Here is a 16,894-nt window from a genome sequence, read left to right as displayed (position 1 = left end):
CTCTGATTCGAGTCGGAACCGGTACCCGGTGGCCTCATATTGCGTCCTGCTATTGCATCGCGCAGTCGCCGACGTCCGCCCCGGTCCCTCATCATGAACGTGTTCGGCCATTCAGGGAGGCTGCGGAGATGGCGCAGATCAAGGAAGTCCGGCTCGTCGACGATCTGACCGGCGACGCGGCTGACGAGACGATCGAGTTCGGTCTCGACGGACGCAACTACGAGATCGACCTGTCCGACGGGAATGCGAAGAAGCTGCGCGACGTGCTCGCCGACTACGTCGCGGCCGCCCGTCGCGCCGGTGGCGCGGCCCGCCGGCGCAGCAGCGGTTCGTCTGGCGGGGCGGCCCGCCGCCCGTCGGTCGACCGCGAGCAGAACCAGGCGATCCGCGAGTGGGCCCGCAACCGCGGGATGAAGGTCTCGGACCGCGGCCGCATCCCGGCCGAGGTGCTCGAGGCCTACCACCAGGAGAACTAAGGTCTGCCTTACCCAGCGGTGCGGGGGAGGGGTACCGTCGCGACGGCCCCTTCCCCTCTCGTCGTTGGGAGGCAGCCTGATGGCCCGCCCCGTCACCGATCTCCGGGTGCTCCGCACCGAACGCCTGAGCCCGCACATGGTGCGCGTCGTCGCCGGTGGCGACGGCCTGGCGGCGTTCCCCGTCACGGAGCACACCGACCGCTACGTCAAGATCCTCTTCCCGCTCCCCGGCGTCGAGTACCCCGAGCCGCTGGACATGGACCGGGTGCACGCCGAGCTGCCGCGCGACCGGTGGCCCGCCCAGCGGACCTACACCGTCCGCTCGCTCGACCACGCCGCGGGCGAGCTCGTCATCGACTTCGTCCACCACGGCGACACCGGCCTCGCCGGCCCGTGGGCGGCCGCCGCCCGCCCGGGCGACCGGCTGCGGATGCTCGGCCCGGGCGGCGCCTACGCCCCCGACCCGGACGCCGACTGGCACCTGCTCGTCGGCGACGAGGCCGCGCTGCCCGCGATCTGCGCCGCGCTCGAGCGGATCCCGGCCGGGCGGCCGGCCGTCGCCGTCCTGCAGGTGGACGGTCCCGGCGACGAGATCGACGTGCCCGCGGGCCCCGGGGTGGACGTGCGGTGGCTGTACCGCACCGACGCCGGGGGCGACCCGGACTCGGAGCAGCTGGCCGCCGTCGTCGCGGATCTGGAGTTCCTCCCCGGGCGCGTGCACGCCTTCGTGCACGGTGAGGCGATCGCCGTGCGCGAACTCCGCAGGCACCTCACCCGCGAGCGCGGCGTCGCCAAGGACGACCTGTCGATCTCCGGGTACTGGCGCCGCGGGCGTGACGAGGAGGGGTTCCGGCAGTTCAAGGCGGCCGAGCGGGAACGCGAGGAGGCCGCCGCCACGACCGGCTGACGTCTGCCGGGAACACGGCAGGTGTCACCCGTGTTACTGCGGGCACGTACCCCGGTGCACGTCAGGTGGAGGCGCCGGGGCCCCTTCGACCGATACAGTGGTATGAGGTCTCCCGTGAGGGTGGCCTGGCGCGGTGTCACGCGAGGGCGCAGTGTCGGTTCGGGCGAGCCCGGACCGTACGGAGATGCTGGTCGCGCCGTCAGTGAGGCGCAGCAGGCAAGGAGTGCGAATTGTTCGAGAGGTTCACCGACCGAGCGCGACGTGTTGTCGTCCTGGCCCAGGAAGAGGCCCGGATGCTCAACCACAACTACATCGGGACCGAGCACATCCTCCTTGGCCTGATCCACGAGGGAGAGGGCGTCGCCGCGAAGGCGCTCGAGTCCCTCGGTATCGCTCTGGAGGGCGTGCGACAGCAGGTCGAGGAGATCATCGGCCAGGGGCAGCAGGCCCCGTCCGGGCACATCCCCTTCACCCCCCGGGCGAAGAAGGTGCTGGAGCTGTCGCTGCGCGAGGCGCTGCAGCTCGGCCACAACTACATCGGGACCGAGCACATCCTGCTCGGGCTCATCCGCGAGGGCGAGGGCGTCGCGGCCCAGGTGCTGGTCAAGCTGGGCGCCGACCTCAACCGTGTCCGTCAGCAGGTGCTCCAGCTGCTGTCCGGCTACCAGGGCAAGGAGCCGCAGGAGAGCGGCACCGGTGGCCGTGGCGAGGGCACCCCGTCCTCGTCGCTGGTGCTGGACCAGTTCGGTCGCAACCTCACCCAGCAAGCCCGTGAGGGCAAGCTGGACCCGGTCATCGGCCGGGAGAAGGAGATCGAGCGGATCATGCAGGTCCTCTCGCGGAGGACCAAGAACAACCCGGTGCTGATCGGTGAGGCCGGCGTCGGCAAGACCGCCGCCGTCGAGGGCCTCGGCCAGGCGATCGTCAAGGGCGAGGTCCCGGAGACGCTGAAGGACAAGCAGCTCTACACCCTCGACCTGGGCTCGCTGGTCGCCGGTTCCCGCTACCGCGGTGACTTCGAGGAGCGCCTCAAGAAGGTGCTCAAGGAGATCCGCACCCGCGGCGACATCATCCTGTTCATCGACGAGATCCACACCCTGGTGGGTGCGGGTGCCGCCGAGGGCGCGATCGACGCCGCCTCGATCCTCAAGCCGATGCTGGCCCGCGGCGAGCTGCAGACCATCGGTGCGACGACGCTCGACGAGTACCGCAAGTACGTCGAGAAGGACCCCGCGCTGGAGCGCCGCTTCCAGCCGATCCAGGTGTCCGAGCCGTCGGTCGAGCACACGATCGAGATCCTGCGTGGTCTGCGTGACCGGTACGAGGCGCACCACCGCGTCACGATCACCGACGACGCACTGGCCTCGGCCGCGACGCTGGCCGACCGCTACATCAACGACCGCTTCCTGCCGGACAAGGCGATCGACCTGATCGACGAGGCCGGCGCCCGGATGCGCATCCGCCGGATGACGGCTCCGCCGGACCTGCGGGAGTTCGACGAGAAGATCGCGAACGTCCGCCGGGACAAGGAGTCGGCGATCGACGCGCAGGACTTCGAGCGGGCCGCGCACCTGCGCGACCAGGAGAAGACCCTGCTCGGCGAGAAGGCCGAGCGCGAGAAGCAGTGGAAGTCGGGCGACCTCGACGTCGTCGCGGAGGTCGACGGCGAGCAGATCGCCGAGGTGCTGGGGAACTGGACCGGCATCCCGGTGTTCAAGCTGACCGAGGAGGAGACGACCCGTCTGCTCAAGATGGAGGACGAGGTCCACAAGCGGATCATCGGCCAGGAGGACGCCGTCCGCTCCGTCTCGCAGGCGATCCGTCGTACCCGCGCCGGTCTGAAGGACCCGAAGCGCCCGTCCGGCTCGTTCATCTTCGCCGGCCCGTCCGGTGTCGGTAAGACCGAGCTGTCCAAGGCGCTCGCGAACTTCCTGTTCGGCGAGGACGACGCCCTCATCCAGATCGACATGGGTGAGTTCCACGACCGCTACACCGCCTCGCGGCTGTTCGGTGCCCCTCCCGGGTACGTCGGCTACGAGGAGGGCGGCCAGCTCACCGAGAAGGTGCGGCGCAAGCCGTTCTCGGTGGTGCTGTTCGACGAGATCGAGAAGGCGCACCAGGAGATCTACAACACGCTCCTGCAGGTGCTCGAGGACGGCCGTCTCACCGACGGTCAGGGCCGCACGGTCGACTTCAAGAACACCGTGCTGATCTTCACCTCGAACCTGGGCACCCAGGACATCTCGAAGGCCGTGGGGCTGGGCTTCTCCTCCGGCGGCGACGAGAAGTCGAACTACGAGCGGATGAAGACGAAGGTCAACGACGAGCTGAAGAAGCACTTCAGGCCGGAGTTCCTCAACCGCATCGACGACATCATCGTCTTCCACCAGCTCAACCAGGAACAGATCATCCAGATGGTCGACCTGATGATCGGGCGGGTGGAGAAGCAGCTGGCGAACAAGGACATGGGCATCGAGCTCACCGACTCCGCCAAGAAGCTGCTGGCCCACCGCGGGTTCGACCCGGTCCTGGGCGCCCGGCCGCTGCGCCGGACGATCCAGCGGGAGATCGAGGACCAGCTGTCGGAGAAGATCCTGTTCGGCGAGATCGAGGCCGGGCAGATCGTCATCGTCGACGTCGAGGGCCTCGACACCTCCGCGGAGGAGGGCTCCAACGCCTGGTCGGACAAGGCCAAGTTCACCTTCCGTGGTGAGCGCAAGCCGTCCGAGCCGGTGCCGGACTCCCCGCCCACCGCGCTGGCCGGCGAGGAGTGAGACAGACCCACGCATGACGACGGCGGGCCGTCCCGGGAACTCCCGGGGCGGCCCGCCGTCGTGTGCGGGTCCTACGCCGAGGGCAGCGCGACGACCAGGTCGGCCCGGTCCCGCGACGCCTCGACGAGCCGGGCGTTCGGCTCGTCGGTCCGTTCCACCCAGGCCCGGGCGGCCTCCGGTGTCTTGCCGAAGTGCACGTGCCGCGCGACCAGGCGTTCCAGCCGGAGCGCCTCGTCGGTCTCGTGGAACCAGACGGCGTCGAACCCGGCCCGCACCGCCCGCCAGCCGGGGGTGTCGAGGAGCAGGTAGTTGCCCTCGCTGACCACGAGCCGGCACTCCGGGTGCACCGGGACCGACCCGGCGACGGGTTGCTCGATCTCGCGGTCGAACGCCGGGGCGTACACCGGGCCCGCGCCGTCGTCGGGGGTGAGTCGCAGCCGGGCGAGCAGCGCGGCGTAGCCGTCGGCGTCGAAGGTGTCCGGGGCGCCCTTGCGGTGACGGCGGCCCAGCCGGTCCAGCTCGACGTCGGCGAGGTGGAAGCCGTCCATCGGGACGTGGGTGACCCAGCCGGGGCCGTGCCCGTCCGGGGGCGTGGCGGCGAGCGCCCGGACCAGGGCCAGCGCGACGGTCGTCTTCCCGGCCCCGGGGGCGCCCGCGATGCCGAGCACCGCCCGTCGTCGTCCGGCGGCGAGCGCCCGCGCGCGCTCCACCAGCTCGTCGAAGCGGTCGGTCCGGGCCGGGGTGTCCACGAGCGTCATTCTCGCCCGCCTGCGGCTAGGTTCTGCGCATGAGCTCGGTGCGCCCGGTCCCCGAGACCCGGCTGATGACCGGCGAGGAGCTCTCCGCCGACGACGCCGCCCACACGCTGCGCCGCTACGGCCTCGGGCACCTGCTGTCCGCGGGCTTCCTGCGCTTCCGCTACGGCGACGGCTTCTCCCACGCCCGCGCGTTCGGCCTGCAGCTGGCGCTCGCCGCCGTCCCGCTGATCATCGCCGGGGTCGGGCTGTCCGCCGCGGCGGGCGCCGAGGGGGCCTCGGAGGTCGTCGCCCGCACGGTGCTGGCGCTGTCCCCCGGGACCAGCGACGAGCTGGTCGCCGACGCCGTCCGCGGTGCCGGGGCGGGGGAAGCCGACCCGGACGACCCCGGTGAGCCCGCCGAGCGCGACGACACCCCCACCGGCGAGCGCGGCGAGCTGGTCCTCGCACTCGGCCTGCTCACCGCGTTCGCCGCGGCGACCTCGGCGTTCGCGCAGCTGGAGCGGGGCGCGAACCGGATCTACGGCACCGAGCGGGACCGGCCCGCGCTCGCCAAGTACGCGCGTGCCGCGGCGCTCACCGCCACCGCGGGCGTCGCGATGGCGGCCGGGCTGCTGCTGATCGTGGCGGGGGAGCCGTTCGGGGACGCGGTGCGCGAGGTGTACCGGTGGGGTGCGGTCGCCGAGACGGTGTGGGACGTCGTGCGCTGGCCGGTCGGGCTGGCGCTGCTCGTCGTCGCGGTGACGGTGCTGCTGCGGTTCGCGCCGCGCCGCCGCCAGCCGGGACTGTCCTGGCTGGGGGCCGGGGCCGCGGTCACGGTGCTGCTGTGGCTGGTCGCGTCCGGGCTGCTGGGCCTCTACGTCGCCGTCGCGGACACCTTCGGTGAGACCTACGGCCCGCTGACGGCGGTGATGGCCCTGCTGATCTGGGCGAACATCACCGGGATCGCGTTGCTGGCCGGGGTGGCGCTGTCCGCGCAGCTGGAGGCGGTGCGCGCCGGTGAGGAGGACCCGCGGCTGCCCGACTCCGACGACGACGGCATCCCCGACCACACCGACCCGGACTGAGCGCTCAGCCGAGCTCGTCGCGCCGCGGGTCCGACGACGGCAGCAGCGCCCGCAGCCGGTGGCGCAGCTCCTCGTCGTCGGTGCCGTCGCCCCGGCCGGCCCGGACGAGGGTCCACAGCGCGTCCGGGTCGTCGGCCCGCAGCAGCGCCGACCGGACGGCGACGGCGAGCTGCTCGCGGGCCCGGCGGATCTCCGGTGCGTCCGAGGTCGGCAGCAGCGGCCCGCGGGCGGCCTCGGCCGCGGCGTCGCGGATCCGGCCCTCCCGCAGCGCCGCGCGCAGCCGCAGGAAGTCGGCGTCGACCTCGGCGACGAGCCGGTAGGGCTGGGTGCGCACGGTGTCCTCGCCGACGGCGCGGCGCAGCCGGTGCACCTCGGCGCGCACGGTGATGGCGCGGCCGCCGTCGCCGTAGAGGGCGGCGGCGAGCTGGTCGGCGGTCAGTCCCTCCGGGTGCAGCGCCAGCAGCGCGAGGACCTCGGCGTGCCGCAGGCCCAGGCGCACCGGGCGCCCGTCCCGGCGGGCGACGACGGGGGTGCGCGCCCCGAGCAGCGGCAGCGTCAGGGCCGTCCGGACGGGTCCGCCCGCGGGCAGCCGCAGCAGCCAGCCCTCGCCGAGCGGCTCCAGCACCCCCGCGACGGGCCCGCCGCCCAGCGGCACCCCGCCGACCGCGACGCCGTCGACGACGACCCGGTCCCCGCCGTCGGGCAGGGCGATCCGCTCCGGGAACTCGCTGCCCGGCGACGCGGCCAGCACCCGCCCGTGCGCGGACAGCAGCGCGCCCGGGGTGCCGCCGAGCCGGGTCAGGTGCGGCCAGTACTCCTCGCGCAGCCGCCGGTCGTGGGCCTCGGCGATGGCCAGCAGCCGGTGCTCGGCCAGCCGCGCGGCCGCGGTGACCAGCGCCAGCGTCGTCGGGTGGAAGCTCTCCTCCGGCCCGGTGACGTCGACGGTGCCCACCACCCGTCCGGTCGCCGGGTCGCGCACCGGGGCGGCTGCGCAGGTCCACGGGTGGTAGGCGCTGACCAGGTGCTCGGCGGAGTGGATGCGGACCGGGGCGGCGCCGGCCAGCGCGGTGCCCATCGCGTTGGTCCCGACGGCGTCCTCGCTCCACCGGGTGCCCTCCACGAGGTCGACCCGCTCGGCCCGGGTCAGCACCGCGCGGGCGCCCTCACGCCACAGGATCCGCCCCTGCTCGTCGGTCACGATCATCATGTGCCGGGCCTGCTCGGCGGCGTCGGTGAGCGTGTCGCGCAGCACTGGCAGCACGGACGCGAGGGGGTGCGCCGCCCGCCGGTCGGTGAGCTCGGCGCGGTCGTAGTCGTGCGGAGGGCGGGAGCGTTCCGGGTCGACCGCCGCGGCCAGCGAGCGGGCCCAGGAGGCGCGGACCTCGGGCCGGACCCCGGCGCCGCGCGCACCGGGGGAGCCGCCGAGCACGGCGTCGCGCGCCCGCTCGTACACCCGGCGATCCGCGTGCTGCGCTGCCACGTCCTCACCTTACGGTCAGCTTTGCCTTACCTGAATCGAATCCGCGTCATCGGTACTCACCGGAGGGTCAGGTTCCGCATCTGCGTGCAACTTCCGTGCAACCCCCACCTTCCTAGTGTCGGCGGTCACGCGCAACGTGCGTTCCGCACCGCGCCCTCGGTTCGACGAAGCACCTCAGGGAAGGACCATTCATGGCCGTCTACGCCAACCCCGGTCAGCCGGGCAGCGTCGTCTCCTTCAAGCCGCGCTACGAGCACTTCATCGGCGGCGAGTACGTCGCTCCGGTGAAGGGCCAGTACTTCGAGAACCCGACCCCGATCACCGGTGAGAACTTCACCGAGGTCGCCCGGGGCACCGCGGAGGACGTGGAGAAGGCGCTCGACGCCGCGCACGCCGCCGCCCCGGCCTGGGGGAAGACCTCCGCCGGCGAGCGCGCGAACATCCTGAACAAGATCGCCGACCGGGTCGAGGCCAACCTCGAGCTGATCGCCATCGCCGAGTCCTGGGACAACGGCAAGGCCTGCCGCGAGACCCTGGCCGCCGACATCCCGCTGGCCGTCGACCACCTGCGCTACTTCGCCGGTGCGATCCGGGCGCAGGAAGGCACCTCGTCGGAGATCGACGCCGACACCATCGCCTACCACTTCCACGAGCCGCTGGGCGTCGTCGGCCAGATCATCCCGTGGAACTTCCCGATCCTGATGGCGATCTGGAAGCTGGCCCCCGCGCTGGCCGCCGGCAACGCGATCGTCCTGAAGCCCGCCGAGCAGACCCCGGTCTCGATCCACGTGCTGCTCGAGCTGGTCGCCGACCTGCTCCCGCCGGGCGTGCTGAACGTCGTCAACGGCTTCGGCGTCGAGGCCGGCAAGCCGCTGGCGTCGAACAAGCGCATCCGCAAGATCGCCTTCACCGGTGAGACCACCACCGGCCGGCTGATCATGCAGTACGCCTCGGAGAACCTGATCCCGGTCACCCTGGAGCTGGGTGGCAAGAGCCCCAACATCTTCTTCGACGACGTCGCCTCGCAGCAGGACGCCTTCTACGACAAGGCGCTCGAGGGCTTCGCGATGTTCGCCCTCAACCAGGGCGAGGTCTGCACCTGCCCGTCGCGTGCCCTCATCCAGGGCGGCATCTACGACGAGTTCATCGAGCAGGCCGTCAAGCGCGTCGAGCAGATCAAGCAGGGCAACCCGCTCGACACCGACGTCATGATGGGTGCGCAGGCCTCGAACGACCAGTTCGAGAAGATCCTCTCCTACATCGACATCGGCCGGCAGGAGGGCGCCAAGGTCCTCGCCGGTGGCGAGAAGGCCGAGCTGGGCGGCGACCTCGCGGGCGGCTACTACATCAAGCCGACCGTGTTCGAGGGCAACAACCAGATGCGGATCTTCCAGGAGGAGATCTTCGGGCCGGTCGTGTCGGTCGCGCGCTTCAGCGACTACGACGACGCCATGAAGATCGCCAACGACACGCTCTACGGCCTCGGCGCCGGCGTGTGGAGCCGCGACGCGAACACCGCCTACCGCGCGGGCCGCGAGATCCAGGCCGGCCGGGTGTGGGTGAACAACTACCACGCCTACCCGGCGCACGCGGCCTTCGGTGGCTACAAGCAGTCCGGCATCGGGCGCGAGAACCACAAGATGATGCTGGACCACTACCAGCAGACCAAGAACATCCTGCAGAGCTACTCGCCGAACGCGCTGGGCTTCTTCTGATGGGTGAGCCGGACGTCGGCGTCACCCCGACCGAGCGGGTGACGCTGACGCCGGCCGCCGCCGATCTGCTGGTCAGGCTCACCGACCTGCACGGTCCGCTGATGTTCCACCAGTCCGGTGGGTGCTGCGACGGCAGCGCCCCGATGTGCTTCCCGGACGGGGACTTCAAGACCGGCGACTCGGACGTCCACCTGGGAGACCTACAGGTGGACGGTGTCGGGAAGCCGATCGGCTTCTGGATGTCGGCATCGCAGTACGAGTACTGGAAGCACACGCATCTCACGGTCGACGTCGTCAAGGGACGCGGCAGCGGGTTCTCGGTCGAGGCGCCGGAGGGCGTCCGGTTCCTGATCCGCTCGCGGCTGTTCACCGACGACGAGTACCGGGCGATGCAGGACTGACCACTCCACACCACGGCCCGGGACACCCGTCCCGGGCCGTGGTCGTCCCCGGCCGAGGAGCACCGATGACGCACACCCTGCGCGGGCTGATGGGCCTGCCGGCAGAACCGGCCCCGCTGTCCCGCTCCGCACTCATCATGATCGACCTGCAGAACACCTACACCGAGGGCGTGATGCGGCTGGAGAACGTCGAGCCGGCCCTCGGGGAGGCGGCCGAGCTGCTCGACCGCGCCCGCTCCGCCGGGTCCCGGATCATCCACATCCGGCACGACGCCGGCGAGGGCAGCCCGTACGACGTCACCGCGCCGATCGGCGCCATCCACGACTCGGTCGCCCCGCGCGACGGCGAGGCCGTGGTGACCAAGAACTTCCCCAGCGCGTTCGTCCACACCGGGCTGGCGGAGCTGCTGGAGGGCTACCAGGACCTGGTGCTCGCCGGGTTCATGACGCACATGTGCGTGAACTCCACCGCGCGCAGCGCGTTCTCCGGCGGCTACGTGCCGACCGTCGTCGCGGCGGCCACGGCCACCCGGGCCCTGCCCGGCGTGCACGGCACCGTCGCGGCGGCCGAGGTCCACGACGCGGCACTGGCCGGCCTCGCCGACCTGCCCGCGATCGTCGTCCCGGACCAGAAGGCCGTCCCCTCCTGAGCCCTGCCCCGCCCCGCGGCACGCAGGTGCGCGGGGCGGGCGGGTCAGAGGGCGGCGTCGATCGCGGCGAGGGTCGCGGCCGCGGGGGCCGCGATGCCGACCCCGCGGCCGTGGCGCACCTGCGGCTCGCGGACGTTGATCCGCACCAGCGCGCCGGTCGCGGCCGAGGCCAGCTCCGAGCGGCGCCGCACCGTGGGCAGGGCACCGCCCGCCCCCAGCTCGACGACGACCACCCCGGTCCGGTGCGCCGCCAGCCAGTCCACGTGCCGCTGCAGCGCCGTCGCGGCGTGCGTGTCGTCCCAGCCGCCGTCGCCGAACATCAGGATCGCCGGACGGGCGATGCCGCCGCAGCCCGGGCAGCGGGGCAGCTCGCCGACGGCACGCATGGTGTCCTCGTCGACGTGCACCTCGACGCCGTCGGCGGGCCACACGCCGTGACCGCAGAGCCGCAGGCACTGGAGATGGTGGATGGAGCCGTGCACCTCGGCGACGTCGTCCGGGGCGAAGCCGGCCCGCTGGAACTGGCCGTCGACGTTCGAGGTGAAGACGTTCGAGGGCACCCGGCCGGCCCAGCGGCGCAGCACCGCGAACCCGGGGTGCGGCACCGTGTCCCGGTAGAGGTGCAGGCGGTGGCCGTAGAAACCCCAGGCCAGCGCCGGGTCGTCGGCGAAGTGCTCCGGGTCGGCGAGCTCCTCGAAACGCAGGCCGAGCCGCGCGTAGGGCGGGTAGGCCCGCCAGAAGCCCTCACCGCCGCGGAAGTCCGGCAGCCCGGAGTCGACGCCCATCCCGGCGCCGGCGGTGATCAGCAGCGCGCCCGCGTCGCGGACCAGGCGGGCCGCCGCGGCGATCTCGTCGGAGAAGGCCGCGGCGACCTCGCGGGCGTCGATCAGGACCCCGCCGCGATCTGCTGCAGGTCGACGACCTCGAACTCCAGCAGCGACGCGCCCTTGGCGACCGGCTGCGGCGAGCGCTGACCGGCGTGCGCCTCGGCGGCCGGGCCCGCGCGCCAGGCCTGGAAGTCCTCCTCGGTCTCCCAGCGGGTCACGACGAAGTACCGGTCGTCGCCGGACACCGGGCGCAGCAGCTCGAAACCGAGGAAGCCGGGCTGCCCGTCGACGGCGTGCAGGCGGTTCGCGAACCGCTTCTCCAGCTCGGGGCCCGCGTTCTCCGGGACCTCGATCGCGTTGATCTTCACAATGGCCATGTCCGCCACGTTATCCCTGCCCGGCGTCGTCGATGCGCATGCGCCGGGCGTCGCCGACCAGTTCGGCCAGCCGGGCCTCGTCCACCGCGTCCAGGCGGACGAGCACCAGGGGCCACGGCGCGTGCCCGGCGTCGGTGAAGAACAGGTCGGGCTCGCCGAGCAGCAGGGCCTGCTTCTCCGCCTCGTCGCCGACGTACAGCACCGCGACGTCGGTCCTGATCACCCGTCGTCTCCCGGGCACCCGCTCCGGCCAGGACCACACGAAGCCCTTGCCGCGCACCCGGAAATCGAACCCCTCACTCGGGTTCTCGACGACGCCGTCGAGGGCGAGCGCGATCCGCCGCACGTCCTGTTCGTCCGCCACGGGGCAAGCCTAGGGGCGTCGGGGCCGGTCCTCCGGCGGCGCTCCGAGGACCGCCGTCTCCCCGGTGCGCGAGTCGTGCAGCTCGACGGCGGTGATCCGCGCCCGCACCGGCTCGACCGGGTGCAGCAGCGCGAACGCCTCGGCGGGCCGCCCGGTCGCCAGCACCACGTGCGGCAGCCAGGAGCCCGGCAGGTGCGCGGCGTGCGCGCCCCGCACCCGTCCGGCCAGCGCGTCGTGCACCGCCGTGTGCACGGCCAGCACCTCGGGGTCGGTGACGGCGGTCAGCGCCAGCACGTCCGGCGCGTCCGGCCCGACCGAGCCGAGACCGGCCAGCCACAGCACCGGCAGCGCGACCAGGCGCAGCTCCGCGGTCAGCTCCCGCACTGCGGGCGGCGGGACCGTGCCCGCCGCGGCGACGGTCACGTGCGGCGTCCCGGCGGCTACCGGGATCCCGGCCGCGGCGAGCCGGTCGCGCAGCGCGGTGAGCGCGGCGGCGCCGTCGTCGTCGAGCCGGAAGCGGACGGTGCTGGGCATCGGTCCCCCCGCTCAGACGGGGAGGGCGAAGCGGCCGTCGTCGGTCTGCTCGGCCAGGCCGTCGACCAGCAGCGAGTGCAGGCACCGGTCGCGCTGGCCCGCGTCGGACCAGACGGCGTCCAGCGCGGCCCGCTCGACCGGCCCGTGCGCGGTGCGCAGCACGTCCATGAGCTTGCCGCGCACCTGCCGGTCGGTGCCGGCGAAGCCCTGGACCGGCTTGCGCGGACCGTCGTAGGCGGGTCTGCCGGCCGCCACCCAGGCGCAGCGGGCCGCGACCGGGCAGTCCGCGCACCGCGGCGAGCGGGCGGTGCAGACGACCGCGCCCAGCTCCATCAGCCCGGCCGAGACGACGGCGGCCTCGGCGTCGTCGTCGGGCAGCAGTGCGTCGACGTCGGCCAGGTCGGCCCGGGTGCGGGCCGGTCCGGCGTCGCCCTGACCGTGCACCGCGCGGGCCACGACCCGGCGGACGTTGGTGTCGACGACGGCGGCGCGCAGCCCGAAGCCGAACGCCGCCACCGCCCGCGCGGTGTAGGAGCCGACACCGGGCAGGGCCTCGAGCGCCTCGACGTCGGAGGGGACGGCGTCGCCGTGCTGGGCGGCGATCGCCGCTGCCGCGTCGTGCAGCCGGATCGCGCGGCGCGGGTAGCCGAGCTTGCCCCAGGCCCGCAGCACGTCCGCGCGCGGCGCGGCGGCCAGTGACGACGGCGCCGGCCAGCGCTCCATCCAGTCCCGCCAGACCGGTTCGACCCGGGCGACCGGGGTCTGCTGGAGCATGAACTCGCTGACCAGCACGCCCCACGGGGTGGTCTCCGGGCGCCGCCACGGCAGGTCGCGGGCGTGCGCCCGGAACCACTGGAAGATCAGATCGGCCACCACCGCTCCAGTGTCGCGCGCCCCGGCCGGGCCCCCGGCGACGACCCCGCCGTGATCACGGAACGGGCACCGCCGGCGTCGCCCGGTGACCGTCCCGGTGCCGGCGTGTGGATCACGGTCCCTACCGCGCCCGCCACCGGGGCGCGCGCCACGACCGGGGCGGTTCCCGTCCGCGGGGGGCCGGGCGGGACCCTGTCGCCGGACGACGCCGGTCACCCCGGGTCGGTCCGCCACCCGCCCGGGGGTCGGGCGATCCGGGTCGCCGACCCCCGTCCGGGCCGGTCCCGGGAGTGCGCGCGCGGTCGTTCCGGCGCTGCGCTCACCCGGTCGGGACGCGCGGGTCGCCCCGCCGGGTGGACCTCGCCGGACATGTCCGGTCCCGGCGCGGCGGCGGCGACTTCGTGTAACCGGAGATCTACCGTCGGTGACATGCACCCGGTGGGTCCCCTGCCGGCGTCGGTCTACTGGCGCCGGCGCGCATGCGCGGTCGGCGTCGCGCTGCTCGCGCTCTTCGCGCTGCTGTGGCTCACCACCTGGCTGCTGATCCCGCGGGGCTCCGACGAGCCCGCCGGGACGGCCGCACGGACGACCCCCCAGTCGTCGCAGACCACACCGGACACAGGGACGGCCGCACCCGCGCCGCCCCCGGGGTCCCCGTCCCCGGCATCCCCAGCCCCGGGGACGGGGGCACCCGCGTCCGTGCCGCTCCCCGACCCCGCCGCGCCCGGATCCCCTCCGGCCGCCGCGGCGGGGACGTCCGCCGGGCCCGCGACCCCGAACGCGGGCCCGGCGGACGAGACGGTCCGCCCCGACGACACACCACGCCCGTCCGTGCAGGTGCCGCAGGCCGCACCCTCCCCGCCGACCGGTCCGGTGCCCTGTACCGACGCGATGATCGAGGTGCGCGCCGAGACCGGGCAACCGACCTACCCCTCCGGCGCGCGGCCCGAGCTGCGGCTGGTCGTCACCAACGTCTCCGGCCAGCCCTGCGTGCGCGACCTCGACGGCGCCCAGCAGGAGATCGCCGTCTGGAGCGGCGACGGGGCTACCAAGCTCTGGTCGTCCAACGACTGCTCCAACCCGTCGTCGGACGACCTGCGCACCCTGGTGCCCGGCCAGCCGGTGGCATTCGCCGTGACCTGGACCGGGCTCGCCTCGGAGTCCGGCTGCGCGGGCGAGCGCACCCGGGTGGGCCCGGGCGGCTATCGGGTGCTGGCCCGGCTCGACCGGGTCGTGAGCGAGCCCGCCCCGCTGCTCATGAGCTGACGCTCAGCGGATGCGGGCCATGATCTCGCGCAGCGACGACGCCTCGGTGATCTGCATCCCGGTCCGCCCGACCTCGGCCCCGGTGGGGACGATCGCCCGGGTGAAGCCCAGCCGTGCGGCCTCCGCGAGGCGCCGGTCCACCCCGTGCACCCGGCGCAGCTCGCCGGCCAGCCCGAGCTCGCCCAGCACGACGAGGTCCGCGGGCAGCGCCGCGTCCCGCTTCGCCGAGACGACCGCCAGCGCGATCGCGAGGTCGGCCGCGGGCTCGGTGATCCGCATCCCGCCGACGGTGGCGGTGTAGACCTCGGCGTCGTGCAGCTTGAGCCCGCCCCGCCGCTCGACGACGGCGAGCAGCATCGGCACCCGGGACGAGTCCAGCCCGGTCACCGCGCGGCGCGGGCTCGGGATGTTCGCCCCCGCCACCAGCGCCTGCACCTCGGCCAGCAGCGGCCGTCGCCCGTCCATCACGACGGTCACCGCGGTCCCCGGCTGCACCGCGTCGGCGCCCTGACCGAACCGGCCGAGGAACAGCCCCGAGGGGTCGGCGAGACCGACGATGCCGGAGTCGCGCAGCTCGAAGCAGCCGACCTCGTCGGCCGGGCCGAACCGGTTCTTCACCCCGCGGACCATCCGCAGCGCCGAGTGCTTGTCGCCCTCGAAGTGCAGCACCACGTCGACGAGGTGCTCCAGCACCCGCGGACCCGCGATGCCGCCGTCCTTGGTGACGTGGCCGACGAGCAGCACGGCCAGGCCGCGTTCCTTCGCCAGCGCGGTCAGTCCCACGGTGACGGCGCGGGTCTGGGTCACCCCGCCGGGGCTGCCGTCGACCGAGGCGGTGGACATGGTCTGGATGGAGTCCACCACCAGCAGCGACGGCCGCAGCGCGTCGACGTGGCCGAGCACCGACTCGAGGTCGGACTCGGCGGCGAGGTAGAGCTCGTCGTGGACGCCGCCGGTGCGCTCGGCGCGCAGCCGGACCTGGCCCGCGGACTCCTCACCGGAGACGTAGAGGACCCGGGACCGGGCCGCGGCCTGCGCGGCGACCTCCAGGAGCAGCGTCGACTTGCCGACGCCCGGCTCACCGGCCAGCAGCACCACCGCGCCCGGGACGAGCCCGCCACCGAGGACCCGGTCCAGCTCGTCGACGCCGGTCGGCCGGGCCCGGGCGGAGTCCAGCTCCACCTCGGCGATCCGCCGGGCCGGGGTGCTGGGCGCCCCGGCGACGACGGTCCGGCCACCCCCGCCGGTGCGCACCGGCTCGACCTGCTCCAGCGACCCCCAGGCCTGGCAGCCCGGGCAGCGCCCCACCCACTGCGCCGTGCGGTGGTCGCACTCGGTGCAGCGGTAGCCGCCCGAGCGGGCGGCGCGGGACCGGGAGGTCAGTTGCCGGCGACGCCGCCGGCGCCGCTGCCCTCGTTGCCGGGCGCGACGGGGGCGCCCTCGCCGGCCGGGACCGGGTTCGACTGGTCGACCGGCGGGGCCTCGGCCTGGCCGCCGGTCTCGGAGTTGACGCCGGTCTCGGCGCCGTTGGTGCCCGACTCCTCCGTGCCGGTCGAGGCCCGCTCCGGGGCGTGCCCCGGCGAGTTCGTGTCGGTCGGCACGCCGGTCGGGACGGTGACGGTCACCGAGCCGGCCTTCTCGAACACGAACGTCATCGGGAGCTGCGCGCCGGAGGGGATCGGGCGGGTCAGGCCCTCGGCGACGAGCTGCACGCGCTTGGCGTTGGTCGGGGCCAGCTGCAGGTTGCCCGGCGAGACCAACGCGATGTCCTGCGGCATGGTCGCGTCGCCCTGGATCTGCACCGACGCCGCGGCCGGCGAGGTCACCGACACCAGCCGGTCGGCGACCGAGCCGGTGTTGACCAGGGTGGCGACGAGCGGTGCGGCGCCGCCCTGGCGGTAGAGCGCGTCCGGTCCCGCGGGCGTGGTCGGGTAGGCGACCTGGACGTCGCGCAGGTCGACCGAGCCGACCGAGGCGTTGACGCCGTTGACGGCGGCGACCTGCTCTGCGGTCTGCGCGATCTGCCCGGCTCCACAGCCGCTGATCAGCAGGCCGGTCAGGGCGACGGCGCCGGCGACGCCGGCCAGGGTCCGGGCGGAACGGCGGGTGCGGCTCACGGTCGTCGTGTCCTTCCTTGCCGGTGCCCCGAAGTGCCCCCGGCGCACATGCTGGGTCTGTCGGGGGGCAGCCTAGTCGCGCGCTCCGACGCGTTGCGCGGTCGGGCACCCGGGTGTGACGACCGCGTCCCCGCCGGACGGTGGGGCGGCAGACCCGGTGGTCCGGGACGTGACGCGGCGGCGACCGGCACGTGGCCGGGCCGCCCCGGATGGGCGCCACACCCGCGGGGAACACGTTCCTCCGCCGTTGTCAACCCCCTGACCTGCGACGACGGTGAAAGCCGGTCACCGTCCCGCCCGGGCGACGTGTT

General features: G+C 73.9%; 17 protein-coding genes. 8 read left to right on the top strand and 9 right to left on the bottom strand.

Annotated elements, in window-relative coordinates:
• Positions 1-128: 128 nt before the first annotated feature.
• The 3 genes from DMP17_RS24610 (at position 129) to DMP17_RS24600 (ending at position 4,157) form a co-directional block, all read left to right on the top strand.
• Positions 129-476 carry a histone-like nucleoid-structuring protein Lsr2 gene (locus DMP17_RS24610; RefSeq protein WP_073576759.1) on the top strand — a complete coding sequence of 116 codons (348 nt, stop codon included), beginning with the start codon at positions 129-131 and terminating at the stop codon, positions 474-476.
• Positions 477-555: 79 nt separating this feature from the next.
• On the top strand, positions 556-1,383 hold the full coding sequence (locus tag DMP17_RS24605; RefSeq protein WP_226354146.1) for a siderophore-interacting protein: 828 nt from the start codon (positions 556-558) through the stop codon (positions 1,381-1,383).
• A gap of 230 nt (positions 1,384-1,613) precedes the next feature.
• On the top strand, positions 1,614-4,157 hold the full coding sequence (locus DMP17_RS24600) for an ATP-dependent Clp protease ATP-binding subunit (RefSeq protein WP_226354145.1): 2,544 nt from the start codon (positions 1,614-1,616) through the stop codon (positions 4,155-4,157).
• Between the two features lie 71 nt (positions 4,158-4,228).
• Here the strand turns inward: DMP17_RS24600 and DMP17_RS24595 are convergent, their stop codons facing one another.
• Complete coding sequence (locus DMP17_RS24595) at positions 4,229-4,915, bottom strand: nucleoside/nucleotide kinase family protein (protein WP_226354144.1); 687 nt, start codon at positions 4,913-4,915, stop codon at positions 4,229-4,231.
• Positions 4,916-4,944: 29 nt separating this feature from the next.
• Between DMP17_RS24595 and DMP17_RS24590 the strand changes: the two genes are divergently transcribed.
• The gene (locus DMP17_RS24590; RefSeq protein ID WP_337830735.1) at positions 4,945-5,979 is read left to right on the top strand and encodes a YihY/virulence factor BrkB family protein; all 1,035 of its coding nucleotides are present in this window, start codon (positions 4,945-4,947) and stop codon (positions 5,977-5,979) included.
• A 4-nt stretch (positions 5,980-5,983) separates the two neighbouring features.
• Here DMP17_RS24590 and DMP17_RS24585 read toward each other — a convergent pair whose 3' ends face one another.
• Complete coding sequence (locus DMP17_RS24585) at positions 5,984-7,459, bottom strand: helix-turn-helix domain-containing protein (RefSeq protein ID WP_226354142.1); 1,476 nt, start codon at positions 7,457-7,459, stop codon at positions 5,984-5,986.
• 191 nt (positions 7,460-7,650) lie between these two features.
• On the opposite strand from DMP17_RS24585, the gene exaC reads away from it, so the two are divergent.
• From exaC to DMP17_RS24570, 3 genes are all read left to right on the top strand, one after another.
• Positions 7,651-9,174 carry an acetaldehyde dehydrogenase ExaC gene (gene exaC / locus DMP17_RS24580; protein ID WP_062398441.1) on the top strand — a complete coding sequence of 508 codons (1,524 nt, stop codon included), beginning with the start codon at positions 7,651-7,653 and terminating at the stop codon, positions 9,172-9,174.
• Entirely contained in the window at positions 9,174-9,575 is a 402-nt protein-coding gene (locus DMP17_RS24575) for a DUF779 domain-containing protein (protein ID WP_226354141.1), read from the top strand. The genes exaC and DMP17_RS24575 overlap by 1 nt, the downstream gene beginning before the upstream one ends.
• Positions 9,576-9,640: 65 nt before the next feature.
• Positions 9,641-10,225, top strand: coding sequence for a cysteine hydrolase family protein (locus tag DMP17_RS24570; protein WP_226367857.1), 585 nt, complete (start codon positions 9,641-9,643; stop codon positions 10,223-10,225).
• Between the two features lie 44 nt (positions 10,226-10,269).
• Here DMP17_RS24570 and DMP17_RS24565 read toward each other — a convergent pair whose 3' ends face one another.
• The 5 genes from DMP17_RS24565 to DMP17_RS24545 form a co-directional block, all read right to left on the bottom strand.
• The gene (locus tag DMP17_RS24565; RefSeq protein ID WP_226354139.1) at positions 10,270-11,010 is read right to left on the bottom strand and encodes an SIR2 family NAD-dependent protein deacylase; all 741 of its coding nucleotides are present in this window, start codon (positions 11,008-11,010) and stop codon (positions 10,270-10,272) included.
• A 101-nt stretch (positions 11,011-11,111) separates the two neighbouring features.
• Positions 11,112-11,429 carry an antibiotic biosynthesis monooxygenase family protein gene (locus DMP17_RS24560; protein WP_226354138.1) on the bottom strand — a complete coding sequence of 106 codons (318 nt, stop codon included), beginning with the start codon at positions 11,427-11,429 and terminating at the stop codon, positions 11,112-11,114.
• Positions 11,430-11,439: 10 nt separating this feature from the next.
• A complete protein-coding gene (locus DMP17_RS24555; RefSeq protein WP_337830734.1) occupies positions 11,440-11,793 on the bottom strand; it encodes an MmcQ/YjbR family DNA-binding protein in 354 nt (117 codons plus the stop codon).
• Positions 11,794-11,802: 9 nt separating this feature from the next.
• Entirely contained in the window at positions 11,803-12,327 is a 525-nt protein-coding gene (locus tag DMP17_RS24550) for a 2'-5' RNA ligase family protein (protein ID WP_226354136.1), read from the bottom strand.
• A gap of 12 nt (positions 12,328-12,339) precedes the next feature.
• Complete coding sequence (locus DMP17_RS24545) at positions 12,340-13,203, bottom strand: A/G-specific adenine glycosylase (RefSeq protein ID WP_337830733.1); 864 nt, start codon at positions 13,201-13,203, stop codon at positions 12,340-12,342.
• A gap of 426 nt (positions 13,204-13,629) precedes the next feature.
• Here DMP17_RS24545 and DMP17_RS24540 point away from each other — a divergent pair, with 426 nt between their 5' ends.
• Positions 13,630-14,466, top strand: coding sequence for a hypothetical protein (locus DMP17_RS24540; protein WP_337830732.1), 837 nt, complete (start codon positions 13,630-13,632; stop codon positions 14,464-14,466).
• A gap of 3 nt (positions 14,467-14,469) precedes the next feature.
• On the opposite strand, the gene radA is transcribed toward DMP17_RS24540, so the two are convergent.
• Together radA and DMP17_RS24530 are read right to left on the bottom strand one after the other, a co-directional pair.
• Complete coding sequence (gene radA, locus DMP17_RS24535) at positions 14,470-15,849, bottom strand: DNA repair protein RadA (protein ID WP_337832724.1); 1,380 nt, start codon at positions 15,847-15,849, stop codon at positions 14,470-14,472.
• On the bottom strand, positions 15,846-16,583 hold the full coding sequence (locus tag DMP17_RS24530; protein WP_337832723.1) for a copper chaperone PCu(A)C: 738 nt from the start codon (positions 16,581-16,583) through the stop codon (positions 15,846-15,848). Before DMP17_RS24530 ends, radA begins: the two co-directional genes overlap by 4 nt.
• Between the last annotated feature and the right edge of the window lie 311 nt (positions 16,584-16,894).

The sequence above is a fragment of the Pseudonocardia sp. TMWB2A genome, assembly GCF_017312135.1.
Note: the sequence above shows the minus strand (reverse complement) of the source record. Positions and strands in the feature narration are given on the sequence as shown.